This is a genomic window from Microcystis sp. Msp_OC_L_20101000_S702 (genome assembly GCF_007095705.1).
Lineage (GTDB): Bacteria > Cyanobacteriota > Cyanobacteriia > Cyanobacteriales > Microcystaceae > Microcystis > Microcystis ichthyoblabe_A.
In genome coordinates this window covers 19464-36343 of sequence record NZ_SFBO01000148.1, presented here as the reverse complement: position 1 = coordinate 36343, position 16880 = coordinate 19464, and the positions used below count along the sequence as shown (strand labels likewise).

The following is a 16880-nucleotide window of genomic DNA, read 5'->3' as shown; positions in this document are numbered from 1 at the left end:
GCTTACCTCCACCTTAATTCCTTCTTTCAAAACTATACCTATCAATCGTTTCCCCTTTTTTTAAGTTTCTTCTCTTTTTGTTAAGAAAGATCTGACTAATGGATAGCTTATTAAGGGGGGACTAAGGGGGGATCAGAGGCAAAATCTATCTTTAATTTAATTATAACTACTTACTTATAATCTCTCTTTTTTAACAAAAAATAATTTCCCCTACATAGCTTTATTTTTGCTCAGGTTAATTTTTGGTGATTGCTATCAGATTACAACATCTGCTCGAAAACTTGACAGATGCGGGGTTGAAAGCGCTGACGGTGTTTTATTTTTAAAAAAGGGCGCGTAAATTCGAGATAGCGAGGGGATAAACCGGAAGTATCGATGACTCGAATTGATCGCAATGTGCCTAATTGTAATTCCTTTTGAACCATCAATTCGGAAATGCCGGCAGCTGCCGAACTATTCTCGATAATCGCTTTCACCATTTCTCCAGTATTTAACAGCAAAGTCACCTTTAATGTGCGTAAATCGATACTCCAATTCCGTAGCGCTTCCTCGAATCTTTGTTGAGTTCCCGATCCCGATTCTCGCATTACCCAAGGGGTTTCCACTAATTCCGGCAATTCGATCGCTTCTCTTTTATACCAGGGATGAGAACGTCCGACAATAATTAATAGGCGATCGCTGCTGACGATCTCCTGTTCTAAACAATTTGTTAAATCACTCTTGACTTCTCCCTCGATTAATGCTAAGTCAAAACGTCCGTTAGCCGTACCCAGACAGATTTCTTCCGTATTAGCTAGGGTGCAGTTGATCTTAATTGCCGGATAGCGCTCCTGAAAATCGCTAATTTTTGCTGGCAGCCAATAGTTACCAATAGTCAAACTCGATCCTAATTGTAGTTCTCCCCGTTGCAAGTCGTTAAATTCCGCCAATCCCCTTTCTGTCAAAGTTACCTGGGTAAGAATGCGTTGCGCTTCTAATTGCAGTAAACGTCCTGTTTCCGTGATCTCGATATGACGACCGACGCGATGGAATAATTTCACCCCGTATTCACTTTCTAGGGAGGCAATGGCGGCACTGACGGCCGGTTGGGTGATATATAAAGCTTCTGCTGCTTTGGTGAAGTGGAGATGTTCGGCAGTCGCTAGAAAGATTTCCAGTTGATCTAGGGTCATTCTGGCCATGGCAAGGAGTTTTTCCGTCTCTATTGGTCTTTCCATCATTTTAATTTATTAAATCAACAAGAAAGAATATTTGATTTTATTAATAGCTCTTTCTAGAGTGGAAGTAGGGCGATCGAGACCAGAAGAGCCGATTAAGAAAAAAATCCTATGACTACCATGATTACTGCCATATCTACAGCAATAGCGGCCTTTATTGCCACTAATCTCGATGACATCCTGATTTTGACGATTCTTTTTACCCAGGTCAATAAACTTTTTCGCCGTCGTCATATCGTTATCGGTCAGTATTTAGGCTTTATCCTGCTGATTTTGGCGAGTTTAACTGGCTTTTTCGGGAGTTTCTTAATTCCGACTCAGTGGATTCGTTTTCTCGGTCTGTTACCCGTGATTTTCGGGATTCGGAGTCTCTGGCAGCGAGAGGAAACCGAGACGGATAATCATCTGGAGGTGACTGTAGAATCAGCACCTTCTTCTCCTTTGGCGGCCTGGTTTTCCCCTCAAACCGGCGCTGTGGCGGCAATTACCATCGCCAATGGCAGCGATAATATCGGCATTTATCTGCCGCTGTTCGCTAGTAATACCTGGCCAAATTTAGTCACTATCGTCAGCGTTTTTCTCATCTTGGTGGGTGTTTGGTGTTTTACTGCTCATCAGTTGACTAAATTACCGGCGATCGCTAATTTAATTACCAGTCACGGCAGCCACTTTGTCCCCTGTGTACTGATCGGTTTGGGTGTATTTATAATCAAGGAAAGTCTTCCCCTCGCTTTCTTGGCCCTATCCTTAAGCTATGGATGGGCGCTTTTCCAGCAGCAAGCAGAATCTATTTAATTTTTGATTCAATACAAATACATTTAAAAAGAGATTTTAGATTTTTTCCATACCATCTATAACTCAAGTGCCATAGAATAACATCATCTTCTCAAGTGCTCCCCTTGAAACGGACCCCCAGTCATCTCGATCATGTTATTTTTTCTCAAATCACCAGTGACGGAAAGCAAGACCAGCATTAAACCGAAAAAAGTCAATCCCAATCGAGTCCGCGATCATCTGGCCAATGAACGCACCTATCTGTCTTGGATGCGAACGGCGATCGCATTAATGGGTTTTGGTATGGTTATTCTGCGTTTACGGGCCTTTCATCCTCCCCTAGTTCCCCGGCCAGGTTATGGCTGGAAATTAGGCTTAATGTTTGCTTTAGTGGGTTTATTGACCGTATTTTTGACCACAGCCCATTATTTTACAGTCAGACGAGATATAGATGAAGATACCTACGAACCAGCCGATCGATGGGTGGTACTATTTAGTTTAGCGATCGTCATTCTCGGTGCGGGAATTATCTATTTTGTCGCCACCAGTCCCGATCTGTTGATCGGTAGTATGATGACTTTCGAGTAAACTCTGGGGATTAGGTGGGTTGGAGTAAGCGCCAACTGACCGTGACTAGAACCGTATAAAGCAGTATTTTTAGGGCATTTTTGGGGAAATATTCCGATAATCTTGCTCCCACTACTACCCCCGGTATCCCACCTAACCAGATGGGAAGTACCAGATTCCAATCTACCGTTCCTAATCCCAGATGACCGATGGAAGTACAGGTTAAGAGGATGGACGCTTGCGATAGATCTGTACCGACTAATTTGCGAGAATCAAGCTGAAAAAAGGTCATCAAGACCAATGCAAACAAGGAACCACTGGAAATACTGGTTAAACCGACCAAATAGCCTAAAACTGCCCCTAATATCGTTGTTTTTATCTGACCGGAGCGAGTGGTTAAATCTAATTTTGGCCAGGACCAAGGGGACAAATCGGGAAAAAACAAGGAGATTAGTAGTTCTAGGGCTGCTAGGACAGTCACGATCATCAAGACAAGACCGATGATATGGGGCAGCCATTGATCGAGATTGAGGGAGCTATTCTGCTGAAAATAGCGAAAACCGACTAATCCTAACAGAGAACCGGGTACACTGCCAATTACCAGCCATTTTACCACCTCTAACTCGATCGTTTGCTGTTGCCAGTGACGAACGGTGCCGACCACTTTCATCAACCCGGCCGCCACCACATCGGAACCCACTGCGGTGGTAGCGGGAACCTGAAATACAAAGATCAATAGGGGTGTAATCAAGGATGAACCACCAATTCCCGTTAATCCCACGATAATTCCGATAAAAAAGCTAAATATTGCCAATAAAGAATAGTCCATTTTTGCCTCAGTCGTCTCTTTTCTCCGGTGCGTTTCTGGTGGTTAAGAGACAAAATTAGTTAATTAAGCCTTTAAAAAAGTAAAAAAGAGTAATAGTAAGCTTTTATCGCTGTTTAATCTTTTTAGTCTCCGTTTATAACCAGTAATCTCCCGAATCGAAACTTAATTTTCTTGCTATCTTGTAAAATGTAATTGTATTTTAATACGACTGCGATTAAATCATGGTTAAAATACGGTCAAACCCTATACATTTTTTGCCAGAGGATTAGCCACCGTGAGTATCATCATCGAGCAAGTATCGAAAAAATTCGGCACCTTTACCGCTTTAGACAACATCAATCTAGAGATCAAATCGAATCGTCTGGTGGCACTGCTGGGGCCGTCTGGTTCAGGAAAAACTACTCTCCTGAGAGCGATCGCAGGATTAGAACCCCCCGACACAGGCAAAATTATCATCAACGGCAAAGACACAACCCATTTAAACGTCAGAAAAAGGAATATTGGCTTTGTTTTTCAGCATTATGCGCTTTTTAAACACCTGACGGTGCGTCAGAATATCGCTTTCGGTTTAAATATTCGCAAAGCTACCCCGAACTATATTCAAAAACGAGTGGACAATCTCTTGAGTTTAATTCAATTGCAGGGATTAGGCGATCGCTATCCGGCCCAACTATCCGGGGGTCAACGTCAACGGGTTGCCCTGGCCCGGGCCTTAGCGGTGGAACCGGAAGTATTATTATTAGATGAGCCTTTTGGGGCCCTGGATGCCAAAGTTAGAAAAGAGCTACGGATTTGGTTGCGACAGTTACACGAGGAAGTCCATGTCACCAGTGTTTTCGTCACCCACGACCAAGAGGAAGCCATGGAAGTGGCCGACGAGATCGTAATTTTCAATGAGGGTAAAATCGAACAGGTGGGAACTCCCGATCGAGTGTACGATCATCCTGCCTCTGCTTTTGTGATGAGTTTTATCGGCCGGGTGAATGTTGTACCACCAACCTCGGCTGCACTGTTCGAGCAGCTTGGGGGGGGTACTAACGGAGTCAAGATTTTTATTCGTCCCCACGACCTAGAAATTCTCTCTTCTCCCAATGGGTCTAGCATTGAGGCAAAAGTCGAGCGCATTATCCATCTGGGTTGGGCCATCGATGTGGAATTAATTCTACCGGATCGCTCTCTCCTGATTGCCCATCTGAATCGAGAACAACTGGCTCAACTGCATCTCAAAGTCGGGGAGCAAGTTTATGTTCGTCCTCGGGATGCTCGCGTTTTTGCCTAAAAGTCAGCCTTATTGTTAGCACCTGACTCGAATAAAATCGTCAACATTAAAGGTCCTAATAGGTGTAGGGTCATGAATGCACACGGCTGCTAGTAGCTTCGCATCATGTCCCTACACACCCTTAGGAGTCTTATGCAAATAATACTAAATCCGTTGAGTATAGGCTACACATCAGGACAGGCAATAGATAATCAGCTTTTAATAACTAGATTTAGTATAAGGCCTTTTTGGGTTGTAAATTAAAAGCTACTAACCCCAGACCACAAAAGGGTTCTATCCAGCGATCAAAGTTTTGCTGATCCGCTAAACTTTTGGTCGATGATACCAGTTTAGTTTTGATACCTTGACATTTAATCGGGGGAACAATGACGGTTGTTTTCATTAACAACTAATAGATAATTAAATGAATACACCGGGGGAAACATTGAAAATCTCTCCTAAAATTTCACCTTGAGCTTTACTAATAGATCGCTTGCCATTAACAATTTCTGAAACCACACCCTTAGAACCAATTTTACCAACTAAATCAGCTTGTTTCCTGTTGTTAGCTGACATTAAGTGTAATAATACTTCCTGGGGTGAAGCTGGTTCGGGTTGAGGTTGTTTGGCATCAAAATCCTTAATAATTGTCGCCATTAATTTAACCATCGCGGTTTCTTCTGGTAGTCGCTCCTGTTTACTAATTAGATTAAGGAGAAGATGACGAGCTTGCTCATATTCTTCTTCATTTTCAATGATCTTGGGTTGAAATTTAGTCAACAGTTGATTATAAATATTGTCATCAAGTGCTAGGGTCATTTTTCTTTCGGTTAGACTGAACTTTTTGGGTGTGTTACTACTTAACTTAAACCAGCGATTTTAACCAACCGTACCAAGCATCTAAACCTTCTCCTGTGGTAGCGGAAACTTGAAAAACTTTCAGATTGGGATTAACCTGATAGGCGTAATCTAAACAGCGATCGAGGTTAAAATTAACATAGGGCAGTAGGTCTATTTTTGTCAAGATCATGACTTGAGAAGCGTGGAACATATAGGGATATTTAATCGGTTTATCTTCCCCTTCGGTGACGGAAAGAATGACGACTTTGGCATTTTCTCCTAAATCAAATAAAGCAGGACAAACTAGATTACCAACATTTTCGATCATGACTAAAGAATTCATCGGTGGATCGAGTTCGATTAATCCTCTCTCTACCATTGATGCTTCTAAATGACAACCTGTTCCGGTGTTAATTTGGATAACCTGACAACCGGTTTCACTAATTTTTTGAGCATCATTAGCTGTAGCTTGATCTCCCTCAATCACACTGATAGGAATAGCGGTTTTTAAATCGGAAATTGTGCGAGTTAACAGGGTAGTTTTTCCCGAACCGGGGGAAGAAACCAGATTAAGAGCAACAGTTTTTCTACCCTTCAACCAACCGCGATTTTGTGCCGCTAATAGATTGTTTTTTGCCAGCAGATTTTGCTCAACTTGGAGAATGTTACCATGAATTTGAGCGTGAATTTCCGCAGGATGATGGGGATGCTCATGATCGTGAGCGTGAGCATGATCGTGAGCATGATCGTGAGCATGATGGCTATGACTAATAACAGTACCATCGGCTAAAATATGTTCATGGGTTCCCGTTTGCGGATTAGTTACCGTTACTTCCGAGTTATCAGAACAACCACAGGTTACACACATAAGGATTCTGTCTCCAACGATTTAAGATTTAATTCTTGACCCTGTAAAATGATTATATTGCGACTACCACATCGATCGCAGATTCCGTAGGGATATTCTAGTTCTAGCTTATTTTCGCAATCTTGGCACTGTCCTAAACCAGAAATTTCCAGAATCTCTAACATTGCCCCCTCTATATTAGTACCTTGACAACAGGTATCAAAACAAAAAGCGATCGATTCTGGCATAATTGCCGTTAGTTTACCAATCTCTAACACCACGCGCTTAACTTTCATTCCTCGGGAATGTTCTAAGGCAAGTTCGATAATATTTTGGGTGATTCCTAGTTCGTGCATTTTCAGTTATCAGTGATCAGTTATCAGTGATCAGTTATCAGTTATCAGTTATCAGGGAGAAGAGAGCAGGGAAATTTCAACTAAAACCCCAAAACCCCAACTATCTGTTTTTTTAGGTTTCACTTTTTCCTTTAAAACTGTCTTCTGTCTAATTAACATATTCTCGGTAATTGTTCACCGACTAACATATCGAGAATTCTGTTAGTGCCGAAAGGGGTTTTTAAGTAAACTAAATTGGGGGGGGAAGCGACGACTTCCCCGATAGAAGCGGCATTTTTACCGTCAGGATGGGAACGCATCACTGCTAAAACGCGATTTTCCGCCTCCGGAGGGACGACAAGGACTAATTTACCCTCGTTTGCCAGATAAAGCGGTTCTAAGCCCAATAATTCGCACATTCCTCGCACTTCTTCCCGGATGGGGATCGCCGTTTCCTGTACCTGTATTCCCACCCCTGAACTTTGGGCAAATTCGTTTAAAACCGTGGCTAATCCGCCTCTAGTGGCATCCCGCATCGCTTTAACTTGCGGGCAAACGGCCAGAATTGCAGAAATTAAAGAATTCAGGGCTTGACAATCGCTTTCGATTGTGCATTGTAGGTCTAATTCGCCCCTGGCAATCAGAATGGCGGCACCGTGATCCCCCAGAAAACCGTTCAGCAAAATGCGATCGCCAACTTGTAAATTATTCGCCCCAGAATTGATTCCGGCTGGAATTACTCCGACTCCAGAGGTATTAATAAATATTTGATCCCCTTGTCCCTTGGGAACGACTTTTGTATCCCCGGTGACGATTTTTACCGCTGCTTTTTCGGCGGCTATTTTCATGCTCGTAACGATGGTTTTTAGGGTGTCGATAGATAAACCTTCTTCGAGGATAAAACTACAACTGAGATAGAGAGGAATTGCCCCACCGACAGCCAAATCATTAACGGTTCCATTGACTGCTAAACTGCCAATATCACCCCCAGGAAAGAATAGGGGAGAAACCACATAGGAATCGGTGGTAAATGCCAAGCGATTGCCTATTTTAGCCAAATCTTTAATCTCAAATCGGGCTTGATCTTCAAGGGTTGCCAGTAGATTATTATCGAAGTTATTAACGAATATTTCGTTAATTAAATCCCGCATTGCTCTGCCACCGCTGCCATGGGAGAGAGTGATATTTGTGTCGGTAATTTTTGTTTTTTTTAATCTTAAAGAAGCTGAAGGAGTGCTAGTCATAGGTGAGGTAGGAAGTTTTTATTTTGGCGAGTCGCTGGTCGATAGCAAATTAGGTTACACTTTATCTTGATCAGAAACGGTGTCATAGCCTACTGATAGATTATCTTCATGGGTTTCTGATATTTCTGGCACTTTTTCTCAAGTTAAGTCCAAAACTTGAGCAATTTGTTCTACCGTTAAACCTAAAGCCAATAAACGCGGCACAGATTCCAGTTTACCTTCTTTTCGTCCGAGTATCTTCCCCTGGTCAGGGTGCTATAGCTGACAGTAAGTCGCTATAATAGAATTCGCCGATCGCTAACTTCTCTCTCGGTGAAATTTCTATGACTGGAAGACTGAACAAGCTACAACAAGATTTAAAGAACATAGAAACGGAAGTGGCAAATTTAGCCGAAAGAATGCGAGAAAAATACCGAATTTATCTTGATTTACTTGGTGAATCTCTCTATAAACAGGCGATCGGGGCAGTGTATTATATCTGTACCCGTTACTATGGGGGGGAATTTCTGGCTCTCTCCCACAGCAATCGTCAGAAACTACAAGAGGAGATCAAAGCTCTAGGACAAGAGGCTAAAGCCAGTTTACAGCAATTGGGCGAGCAGAGCTTCGATCGAGGGACATTTTCAGGGGTAGGATTCTCTAAAAGTCCAGCAGAGACGAAAAATACCCCAGATTTCTTAAAACTTTTTCTAAACAAACCGGAAAATATAGCCGCAACTGGAGAGATTAATAACCCCGATATTTTACTTTATTGTTGTCGAGTGCTGGAAAAAAACTGTATCGAGATTCTCAATCATCTCTCCAAACAAATTAATCAGCAACTACAAAAAGCTTATATTCTTCCCCCTTATCTACCTAGTCAAATTATCGATATGGCAATTCAAGCGGGAGAAGAGGGACAATCCCTAGGTGGAGGAAATAATATGTTAAACATTTTAGTAGAAGCTAAAAACCCTGAACCAGAGGAAGAAAAAGATGAAGATGAAGATGAAGATGATGGGGATGATCATGATTTTTCAAGTGGCAAAGTCACTAAAGTAACGGCAATTCATCTACGAATGGCTGAACTGGAATTTGCTGATACGCGCTTAAGTGTCGAAAGAAATCAAATTCGCTCCCTTTGGGAACAATTAAATCGTCTAGGTAAACAATATTATCACCTTCGCAAAGAATATACTATTGCTCAAGCGGAAGCGGCGTGGCGCAGTAGTTGGTATGATTAATCAGTTATAATCAAACAGAGGTATTAGGGAAACATAATACTGGAAAATTTGGAGTCAAGAGGCAATTATGAAAGGAGAAATACCCGACTGGGTGAGATTACAAAAAGCCTTATCTATAGAAGCGGAAAAAGGTTATCCCGATCTTCAGGGAAATCAATACCGTTTTAGCGAGTTTTTGTGTCTTAGTTTTGGGGATAATCCTCCCGTGGGAATTGCCACCAGTGAGAGAAATCGCTGGCGAGAATTAGCCCAAAAATTTGCCCAATATTCCCAATTTAATCCCAGACAAAGACAACAATTAGTCACCGAAACTCGCAATTTTTTGCAACAATTACGGCAAACTTTAGAAGCAACCCCTACCCCAAAAGAACCAGCTGCAGCGAAAATTATTAATACCATTCCTATCATGGCAAAGGCTAATTCTCCACGGCAAGTCACCCTCGAACAACCCTTGAAATATCTAGCGGAAGTGGGAGAGAGAAAAGCCAGTCTTTTAGAAAGATTAAACCTCCACAAAGTTGAAGATTTATTATATTATTATCCCCGGGATCATGTGGATTACAGTCGTCAAGTCAATATCGCTAATTTAACCGAGGGGGAAACGGTAACTTTAGTGGGGAATGTCAAGCGCTGTAATTGTTTTAATAGCCCCAAAAATACCAAGTTAGCTATCTTTGAATTGCTCTTACAGGATCGCACTGGACAGATAAAATTAAACCGTTTTTATGCGGGAACTCGCTATAATAATCGTGCTTGGCAAGAAGGACAAAAAAAACTCTATCCCGTCGGTTCTGTGGTGGCGGTTAGTGGTTTAGTCAAAGCGGGAAAATATGGGTTAACTTTAGAAAATCCTGAATTTGAATTATTAGACAGTTCTGGGGCAAGTATTGAGTCCTTAAAAATCGGGCGTATCCTGCCGGTTTATCCCCTCACCGATGGAGTACCCGCCGACCTAATTAGGAAGGCTGTAGTCGCCGCTTTTGGGGCAGTAGAGGCGATAAAAGACCCCCTACCTTTCGGTCTAAGAAAACAATACGGATTAATCGATTTAAAAACAGCAATTACTAACATTCATTTTCCCAATAATTCCGAGATTCTCAGTCAAGCGCGACGGCGATTAGTCTTTGATGAATTCTTCTTTTTACAATTGGGTTTTCTGCGGCGGCGGCAACAGTATCGTCAGACACAGAAAAGTGCTATTTTTAGTGCTAAGGGTCAACTAATTGATCAATTTAATCAGATAATTCCCTTTCAATTAACCAATGCTCAAAAACGAGTTATTGAGGAAATTTTAGAGGATTTAGATTCTAGCACCCCGATGAATCGTCTTGTGCAGGGGGATGTGGGTTCTGGCAAAACAATTGTCGGAGTTTATGCCATTTTAGCGGCTCTACAATCCGGTTATCAAGCAGCATTAATGGCTCCCACGGAAGTTTTAGCAGAACAACATTATCGTAAGTTAGTTAGCTGGTTTAATCTCTTACATTTACCCGTAGAATTATTAACTGGTTCCACAAAAACCGCTAAACGGCGAGAAATTCACGCCCAATTAGAGACAGGAGAATTACCACTTTTAGTGGGAACTCATGCCCTAATTCAAGATGCAGTTAATTTCCGCAAATTGGGGTTAGTTGTTATTGATGAACAGCATCGCTTTGGGGTACAACAAAGGGCAAGATTATTAAGCAAAGGAGAGTCTCCCCACGTTTTAACCATGACAGCAACACCGATTCCCCGTACTTTAGCTTTAACCTTACATGGGGATTTAGATGTGAGTCAAATTGACGAATTACCCCCCGGCAGACAACCGATTCAAACCACCGCTTTAAATGGGAATCAAAGAAGGGCTGCCTATGATTTAATTCGCCGTGAAATTGCCCAAGGCAGACAAGCTTATGTGATTTTTCCCTTGATTGAAGAATCGGAAAAATTAGATGTGAGGGCTGCGGTGGAAGAATATCAAAATTTATCAGAAAAGATTTTTCCCAATTTTAATATCGGTTTACTCCATGGTCGCATGAGTTCCGCCGAAAAAGAGGAAATCTTAACAGCTTTTCGCGATAATATTCTGCAAATTATTGTCTCAACTACGGTTATTGAAGTGGGGGTGGATGTTCCCAATGCCACGGTGATGTTAATTGAAAATGCCGAACGTTTTGGCCTTTCACAATTGCATCAATTACGGGGGCGCGTCGGCAGAGGTTCCCATCAATCCTATTGTTTACTTTTAAGTGGCAGTAATAGTGCTAATTCCCGTCAAAGATTGACGGTTTTGGAACAATCCCAAGACGGCTTTTTTATCTCGGAAATGGATATGCGATTTCGCGGTCCAGGAGAAGTTTTAGGACAACGACAATCGGGTTTACCAGATTTTGCCCTCGCTAGTTTAGTCGAGGATCAAGAGGTGTTAGTTTTGGCAAGAGATGCCGCCGAAAAAATTATGTTAGATGATCCCCATTTAATCACTTTGCCCAATTTGAAACAAGCTTTAGAAGCTAAATATCAACGGATGTTAGGAGCGGATATTTTAACTTGATTTAGATGTTCAGTGATCAGTAATACTAAATCCAGTTATTAAAAACTGATTATTTATTCTCCGTTTTGCAGGAGTGCCTCTCTTGATATGTAGCCCATACTCAACGGATGGGCCGTATTACTTTCGATTTTATCACTCAATCCAAGCCTTTGGGGGGTTCTACCCCCCAAACCCCCCGTTGGGGGCGTGGCGCCGCCCCCAAACCCCCCGCGCATTAGTTTTTCGGTGAGATGCTTACACGCGGCTGCTGACACATCTGTAATAATTTAGGAGTCACTGATAATTGCTGATTGTCGGTATTTCTACAAATGTGAGATGCACCCAATCAGTAATCAGTAAACAGTAATCAATAATCAGTGAAAAGACAGCAGCAAACTGGCATTTGATGAGGCTCACTTAATACATACTGCTCATTCAAAACTTAAAACTCAAATCTTATAACTGATAACTGATAACTGATAACTGATAACTGATTCAATTAACCAAATTTAATCATTTCTCGTCCTACCATCACCGGTAATTCCCCTTTTAAAATCGGAATCAATGTCTCGCGAATTCTGTCCGCATCGGGGGGGCATCCCGGCATAAAAATATCGATGGGAATGACTTGATGGACCGGCAGCACTTGATCTAATAATTCGGGAACGATACCGGGTTCTTCTGGTAGTTGAGGGGTGTTATCTCCTAACTCTAAATAAGCCCTTTTTAGCACGGGATCGGCAGTTCCTAACATATTCCGCATAGCGGGAACGTTAGCAGTCACGGCGCAATCACCAAAAGAAACGACGGTTTTGGTATTTTGACGGACTAGATGAATTAGTTCTAAATTATCCTGATTAGCGATCGCTCCTTCCACTAAACAGACATCGACATTTTCTGGATAGGTTTTCAGATCGCAGCCGACGGGACTATATACCACGTCAACTTTTTCGGCTAATTCTAACAGCCATTCATCCAAATCGAGGAAGGACATATGGCATCCCGAACAACCGGCTAACCAGACAGTAGCGAAGCGAATTTTAGACATAATTTTAATTCCTTGATTGGTATTTTTTGGCTGAGTTGCAATTTGATCAAAAGGATCAAACGCAAAGAAATTCTCTTTTAAGCTATTTTTGCCTCCAGGATAAACTCTTGCATTTTTTCCTCAAAGAAAGGGGCTAAATCTAGATTTTTCCAGTCTTTAAGTAGCTCAAAAATAATCGCCTCCGATGCAAAATTTCCCGTATAGGAAATAAAAGAAAAAGGACGTTTGCCGAAATTGAGCAAACAGCTTAAAATCGTGCAATGGTCTTTTACTCCAAAACCAAGAGAACAGGTTTGATCTCGATCTTTTACTCGCCAATTATCAGCACTTTTGGCATAAATATCTAGGGCAACTAAAGCGGAATCCACCTCTCTAGAATATTTAATTAAGAGCGAATACAAAACCCTAGGCTCTTGACTGACATCAGACAAAATTTCAATTATCCGACAAGGAATACTAGAAAATTGCGCCGTCAAATTGGAGAGAGACTGACACATTTCTAGGGCTTGCAGAAATTGCGATTCGGGTGATGTGGTCATAATTATCTCGTTTGCTGAATTGAATCAGACCAAGGATATTGTTTTTGTGCCAGTAAATGCGCTTGTTGCTGCGAAAAACCTCGATTAATCACTAAGTCAGATTCGTAGATTTCATGATTGAGAAACATTCGATCAAGATTATTCCCTTGAGCGCCAGCGAGTCTTCGCCAAGCTGCTACCATTAAACCTTCGGGAAAAAATTGATATCGAGACACTCCCGATCCAAAAGCGTAATCCTTGGCGCGTCGGATATCGATTTCCGAGATTTCGTATTGGGCAGCAATCCCTAGGATATCTTGATTATTACCCATAATCTGATCATAGTCCTCCCTTACCTTGGCGGTTAATTTTTGCTCGTAGATATCTAAATGCGCCCATCGATCACTATCGCCCTCCATCGATTACTTTAACGCGTCCATTGGTGTTCAGTCCTGGCGTTAACTAAAAATTCCAACTTTGATCGATCTTCCTCTTTTTCGGAAACGGCGGAACCCTTGCGGAATATGGCTCCCGTTGGACAAGCGGCAACACATTTGCCGCAGGAAGTACAGGCAGAAACGCTGCCCCAAGGCTGATCCATTCCCGCGATAATTTTATCTTTTTCGCCGCGATAAGCCAGATCCCAAACGTGCGCCCCTTCAATTTCATCACAGACTCGCACACAACGGGTACAGAGAACACAACGATTATGATCGATACCAAAAAGATGATGGGAAATATCCACTTCTCGCTTGGGAAAACGGTAGGGAAAACGACTATGATCCATACCCACTTCGATGGCTAAATCTTGCAATTCACAGTTACCATTAGCCACACAAACCGCACAAACGTGATTGCCTTCAGCGAATAATAATTCCACTGTCATGCGGCGATATTCTTTTAGTTTTGGAGTATCGGTATGAACCACCATTCCTTCCGCCACTTCCGTTACACAGGCAGGTAATAATTTATTAATACCTTCAATTTCTACCAAACATAAGCGACAGGCAGCCACTTCGGAAACCCCATCGAGATGACAGAGGGCAGGAATTTTTATTCCTACCTGACTAGCGGCTGCGAGAACTCGCGAACCCGCTTCGATCGCTACATCTTTACCATCAATGCTTAAAGTGATTACGGACATAAAAATTATTCTCCTTGAGGATAATATCCCTCTCCTTCCCATAGGCCACAATTTGTGGCCGAGGGTGGGATTTTTACAGAAAGTTTTAACCTAGACAAGCGGCTAAGTCTTTTGCGGGGGTGGTAATCGGCTGCAGATGATAGGTATCGGAGAGGAATTTGAGGACGTTAGGGGAGATAAATGCCGGTAAAGTTGGTCCCAGACGGATATTTTGAATACCTAGATGCAGCAGGGTGAGCAGTACAGCGATCGCTTTTTGTTCGTACCAAGAGATAATTAGGGAGAGGGGAATCTCGTTGACGCTAACGTTAAAAGCGTTGGCTAATCCTAGGGCGATTTTGATGGCACTATAGGCATCGTTACATTGTCCCACGTCCATCAGCCGGGGTAATCCTTCGATGCTACCTAATTGTTTGTCGAAAAAGCGGAATTTTCCACAGGCAAGGGTTAAAACGATGCAATCTTCGGGAACTTGTTCCACGAATTCGGTGTAGTAATTGCGATCGGGTTTTGCCCCATCGCAGCCGCCAACTAGGAAGAAGTGACGGATTTTACCCTGTTTAAGGGCATTAACCACCGTATCAGCGACACTGAGAACGGTATTGTGGGCAAATCCCACCATTACCTGCCGAGGTTCGCTTATTTCAGTAAATCCGGGCAATGATTGCGCTTTAGCAATCACGGGACTAAAATCGATCGCACCGTCCACTGTTTCTAAGCGGTTAATATGGGCATAACCCACAGGTCCGAGGGTAAAGAGTTTACTTTCATAGTTTTCGTGGGGGGGCATGAGACAATTAGTAGTTAAAACTATTGCCCCCGGAAACTTAGCAAATTCTTTAGTTTGATTTTGCCAGGCGGTGCCATAATGACCGTAGAGATGGGGATATTTTTCTTTGAGTTTTGGATAACCGTGGGCGGGTAATAATTCTCCGTGGGTGTAGACTGTTATCCCAGTATTGGCAGTTTGTGCCAGTAAAGCCGCTAATTGTTTAATATCATGGCCGGAGACTAAAATGGCTTTACCTAGACGCGGATTTAAGGGAACATTTGTCGGTATGGGATGACCGTAGGTTTCGGTATGACCTTGATCTAATAATTCCATGGCTCGCAGGTTTGCGTCCCCAACTTTTAGACAGATTGCCACCCAATCATTCAGGTTTAAATCACTGCGATCAATTGCCGCTAAAGTCTCTTGGATAACCTGATAAACTGAGTCATCCTCTTGACCTAATTCCTGAGCGTGGAAAGTATAGGAAGCAAGACCTTTAACTCCGTAGATAGCGGTTAACTTTAGGGAAAAAATATCGAGGTCTTGTACTTTTTCAATTAGTTCTAAGGATACTTCTTGACCTTGGCTGACTAGGCTCTCATTAAAATTAGGCTGATACTTGGCAAGTGCAGACCAGTCCAGCGATCCCAATTGTGCTTTTAAATTTTCCCGAATCTCTAAACAACGCTGAATATAATCGGTAAAACGTCTTTGATCGAAGTTCACATTGGTCATGGTGGCGAAAAGCGACTCGCAGGTAAAAATATCGGCTTCGCGAGTAGATATTGCCGCTTCTTTGGCTTTTAAAACCACCGATGCTAATCCCCGCAAACAATAAACTAATAAGTCTTGAACGGCGTTGACTTCGGGACTTTTTCCACAGGCTCCCCACTGATGGCAACCATTACCACTAGCGGTTTGTTCGCATTGTTCACAAAACATAAGTTTTCTCTCTTTTTTCAGTAGATTGACAGATTGTTGCGATTTTTTTCTACTAAATTTAATTCTGCTTTTTTGAAAGTTAGTTATCGGCCCTCACCCGGCAGGAATTATGGATTTTACGACTGGAAAGCTTGTCTTGACAGCCTCTACTCTCTGAACTATGTTTTTATTCTCTCACTTTTTTTGCCAGTTGGGTTCTGATTTTAGATTTCCTCAAGAATTACCGATTAAACAATTATTTAGTTGTCTTAAGTAAATTAAGTATTTTTTGTGATTTTTATGATATAATGAGCGAAATTTTCGATTTTTAGGTGGGTATTTGCCAGTGTCATAGCAATCGGTCTCCTGATTAGGATAGAAAGTTGGAACTTAAGAGTTATTATCGCCTAACTGTGATGATGGGATTGCTTTCGACATAGATAGTTATCTCTTTTGTTATTTACTTAACTTAGCAATGATTGAAACCGCTCATCTCGCCGAATCTGCTCAAAATCTTTATCTGTTTTTGCCAGATACTGATATTTGACATCAAGACTGATGAACGATTTATTTGATTAGTGGTATTCCGATATCTTTGCAGATTTTATTAGCGAGAATATCCCTAATTTCCGTATGTCTTGGAATCGCAGATCTTTTATTTAATTGTCTACGGTTTCACCGATAGGTTATTGTCCGAATGCTTCGCCCCTACAGGACGCGGGCCGATGAAGACGCAAGGTTTTGAACGACGATTCTCTCAAAATCTTGCACCTGTGAGAGCAAAACAGAACCCTAAAACTCTTACCTCGTCTATATTTAACATTTATT

At 42.1% G+C, this 16880-nt stretch carries 18 protein-coding genes and 1 pseudogene; 5 read left to right on the top strand and 14 right to left on the bottom strand.

Going from position 1 to position 16880, the window contains the following annotated elements:
• Positions 1-260: 260 nt before the first annotated feature.
• Positions 261-1181, bottom strand: coding sequence for a LysR substrate-binding domain-containing protein (locus tag EWV60_RS16145; RefSeq protein ID WP_016514554.1), 921 nt, complete (start codon positions 1179-1181; stop codon positions 261-263).
• A gap of 147 nt (positions 1182-1328) precedes the next feature.
• On the opposite strand from EWV60_RS16145, the gene EWV60_RS16140 reads away from it, so the two are divergent.
• Together EWV60_RS16140 and EWV60_RS16135 are read left to right on the top strand one after the other, a co-directional pair.
• Positions 1329-2012, top strand: coding sequence for a cadmium resistance transporter (locus EWV60_RS16140; protein WP_287233322.1), 684 nt, complete (start codon positions 1329-1331; stop codon positions 2010-2012).
• Between the two features lie 132 nt (positions 2013-2144).
• Positions 2145-2579, top strand: coding sequence for a YidH family protein (locus EWV60_RS16135; RefSeq protein WP_002734854.1), 435 nt, complete (start codon positions 2145-2147; stop codon positions 2577-2579).
• Positions 2580-2589: 10 nt separating this feature from the next.
• On the opposite strand, the gene EWV60_RS16130 is transcribed toward EWV60_RS16135, so the two are convergent.
• Entirely contained in the window at positions 2590-3387 is a 798-nt protein-coding gene (locus EWV60_RS16130; protein ID WP_002794270.1) for a sulfite exporter TauE/SafE family protein, read from the bottom strand.
• A 274-nt stretch (positions 3388-3661) separates the two neighbouring features.
• Between EWV60_RS16130 and EWV60_RS16125 the strand changes: the two genes are divergently transcribed.
• Positions 3662-4666: a sulfate/molybdate ABC transporter ATP-binding protein gene (locus EWV60_RS16125; RefSeq protein WP_130757115.1), complete on the top strand. Its 1005-nt coding sequence runs from the start codon at positions 3662-3664 to the stop codon at positions 4664-4666.
• Positions 4667-4877: 211 nt separating this feature from the next.
• Here EWV60_RS16125 and EWV60_RS16120 read toward each other — a convergent pair whose 3' ends face one another.
• From EWV60_RS16120 to EWV60_RS16095, 6 genes and pseudogenes are all read right to left on the bottom strand, one after another.
• Entirely contained in the window at positions 4878-5048 is a 171-nt protein-coding gene (locus tag EWV60_RS16120; protein WP_002732828.1) for a DNA adenine methylase, read from the bottom strand.
• 17 nt (positions 5049-5065) lie between these two features.
• On the bottom strand, positions 5066-5464 hold the full coding sequence (locus EWV60_RS16115) for a helix-turn-helix domain-containing protein (protein WP_130757116.1): 399 nt from the start codon (positions 5462-5464) through the stop codon (positions 5066-5068).
• A 46-nt stretch (positions 5465-5510) separates the two neighbouring features.
• Positions 5511-6353, bottom strand: coding sequence for a hydrogenase nickel incorporation protein HypB (hypB, locus tag EWV60_RS16110; RefSeq protein ID WP_130757117.1), 843 nt, complete (start codon positions 6351-6353; stop codon positions 5511-5513).
• Positions 6344-6688, bottom strand: coding sequence for a hydrogenase maturation nickel metallochaperone HypA/HybF (locus EWV60_RS16105; protein ID WP_130757118.1), 345 nt, complete (start codon positions 6686-6688; stop codon positions 6344-6346). The genes hypB and EWV60_RS16105 overlap by 10 nt, the downstream gene beginning before the upstream one ends.
• A 152-nt stretch (positions 6689-6840) precedes the next feature.
• Positions 6841-7911 carry a hydrogenase expression/formation protein HypE gene (hypE, locus tag EWV60_RS16100; protein ID WP_287233316.1) on the bottom strand — a complete coding sequence of 357 codons (1071 nt, stop codon included), beginning with the start codon at positions 7909-7911 and terminating at the stop codon, positions 6841-6843.
• Positions 7912-8049: 138 nt separating this feature from the next.
• A pseudogene (locus EWV60_RS16095) lies at positions 8050-8157 on the bottom strand (Rpn family recombination-promoting nuclease/putative transposase); the annotation flags it as partial.
• 77 nt (positions 8158-8234) lie between these two features.
• Here EWV60_RS16095 and EWV60_RS16090 point away from each other — a divergent pair.
• Both EWV60_RS16090 and recG read left to right on the top strand, forming a co-directional pair.
• Positions 8235-9134, top strand: coding sequence for a hypothetical protein (locus EWV60_RS16090; protein WP_002752687.1), 900 nt, complete (start codon positions 8235-8237; stop codon positions 9132-9134).
• A 67-nt stretch (positions 9135-9201) separates the two neighbouring features.
• Complete coding sequence (recG, locus tag EWV60_RS16085) at positions 9202-11670, top strand: ATP-dependent DNA helicase RecG (RefSeq protein WP_287233314.1); 2469 nt, start codon at positions 9202-9204, stop codon at positions 11668-11670.
• 478 nt (positions 11671-12148) lie between these two features.
• On the opposite strand, the gene EWV60_RS16080 is transcribed toward recG, so the two are convergent.
• The 6 genes from EWV60_RS16080 to EWV60_RS23435 form a co-directional block, all read right to left on the bottom strand.
• Complete coding sequence (locus EWV60_RS16080; protein ID WP_002733074.1) at positions 12149-12697, bottom strand: NADH-quinone oxidoreductase subunit B family protein; 549 nt, start codon at positions 12695-12697, stop codon at positions 12149-12151.
• Positions 12698-12774: 77 nt separating this feature from the next.
• The gene (locus EWV60_RS16075) at positions 12775-13236 is read right to left on the bottom strand and encodes a hypothetical protein (protein WP_002732785.1); all 462 of its coding nucleotides are present in this window, start codon (positions 13234-13236) and stop codon (positions 12775-12777) included.
• Positions 13237-13238: 2 nt separating this feature from the next.
• Positions 13239-13634, bottom strand: a complete 396-nt coding sequence (locus EWV60_RS16070) for a hypothetical protein (RefSeq protein ID WP_002731876.1) — start codon at positions 13632-13634, stop codon at positions 13239-13241.
• Positions 13635-13642: 8 nt separating this feature from the next.
• Complete coding sequence (gene hoxU / locus EWV60_RS16065) at positions 13643-14359, bottom strand: bidirectional hydrogenase complex protein HoxU (RefSeq protein WP_002734546.1); 717 nt, start codon at positions 14357-14359, stop codon at positions 13643-13645.
• A gap of 85 nt (positions 14360-14444) precedes the next feature.
• Entirely contained in the window at positions 14445-16073 is a 1629-nt protein-coding gene (gene hcp / locus EWV60_RS16060; RefSeq protein WP_287233311.1) for a hydroxylamine reductase, read from the bottom strand.
• Between the two features lie 443 nt (positions 16074-16516).
• A complete protein-coding gene (locus EWV60_RS23435; protein ID WP_502705828.1) occupies positions 16517-16612 on the bottom strand; it encodes a TPR end-of-group domain-containing protein in 96 nt (31 codons plus the stop codon).
• Between the last annotated feature and the right edge of the window lie 268 nt (positions 16613-16880).

Excerpts from the sequence above, each read along its gene's own strand:
- EWV60_RS16145 (WP_016514554.1), bottom strand. The coding sequence starts at position 1,181 with ATGGCCAGAATGACCCTAGATCAACTGGAAATCTTTCTAGCGACTGCC.
- EWV60_RS16140 (WP_287233322.1), top strand. The coding sequence starts at position 1,329 with ATGACTACCATGATTACTGCCATATCTACAGCAATAGCGGCCTTTATT.
- EWV60_RS16135 (WP_002734854.1), top strand. The coding sequence starts at position 2,145 with ATGTTATTTTTTCTCAAATCACCAGTGACGGAAAGCAAGACCAGCATT.
- EWV60_RS16130 (WP_002794270.1), bottom strand. The coding sequence starts at position 3,387 with ATGGACTATTCTTTATTGGCAATATTTAGCTTTTTTATCGGAATTATC.
- EWV60_RS16120 (WP_002732828.1), bottom strand. The coding sequence starts at position 5,048 with ATGAAAACAACCGTCATTGTTCCCCCGATTAAATGTCAAGGTATCAAA.
- EWV60_RS16115 (WP_130757116.1), bottom strand. The coding sequence starts at position 5,464 with ATGACCCTAGCACTTGATGACAATATTTATAATCAACTGTTGACTAAA.
- hypB (WP_130757117.1), bottom strand. The coding sequence starts at position 6,353 with ATGTGTGTAACCTGTGGTTGTTCTGATAACTCGGAAGTAACGGTAACT.
- EWV60_RS16105 (WP_130757118.1), bottom strand. The coding sequence starts at position 6,688 with ATGCACGAACTAGGAATCACCCAAAATATTATCGAACTTGCCTTAGAA.
- hypE (WP_287233316.1), bottom strand. The coding sequence starts at position 7,911 with ATGACTAGCACTCCTTCAGCTTCTTTAAGATTAAAAAAAACAAAAATT.
- EWV60_RS16090 (WP_002752687.1), top strand. The coding sequence starts at position 8,235 with ATGACTGGAAGACTGAACAAGCTACAACAAGATTTAAAGAACATAGAA.
- recG (WP_287233314.1), top strand. The coding sequence starts at position 9,202 with ATGAAAGGAGAAATACCCGACTGGGTGAGATTACAAAAAGCCTTATCT.
- EWV60_RS16080 (WP_002733074.1), bottom strand. The coding sequence starts at position 12,697 with ATGTCTAAAATTCGCTTCGCTACTGTCTGGTTAGCCGGTTGTTCGGGA.
- EWV60_RS16075 (WP_002732785.1), bottom strand. The coding sequence starts at position 13,236 with ATGACCACATCACCCGAATCGCAATTTCTGCAAGCCCTAGAAATGTGT.
- EWV60_RS16070 (WP_002731876.1), bottom strand. The coding sequence starts at position 13,634 with ATGGAGGGCGATAGTGATCGATGGGCGCATTTAGATATCTACGAGCAA.
- hoxU (WP_002734546.1), bottom strand. The coding sequence starts at position 14,359 with ATGTCCGTAATCACTTTAAGCATTGATGGTAAAGATGTAGCGATCGAA.
- hcp (WP_287233311.1), bottom strand. The coding sequence starts at position 16,073 with ATGTTTTGTGAACAATGCGAACAAACCGCTAGTGGTAATGGTTGCCAT.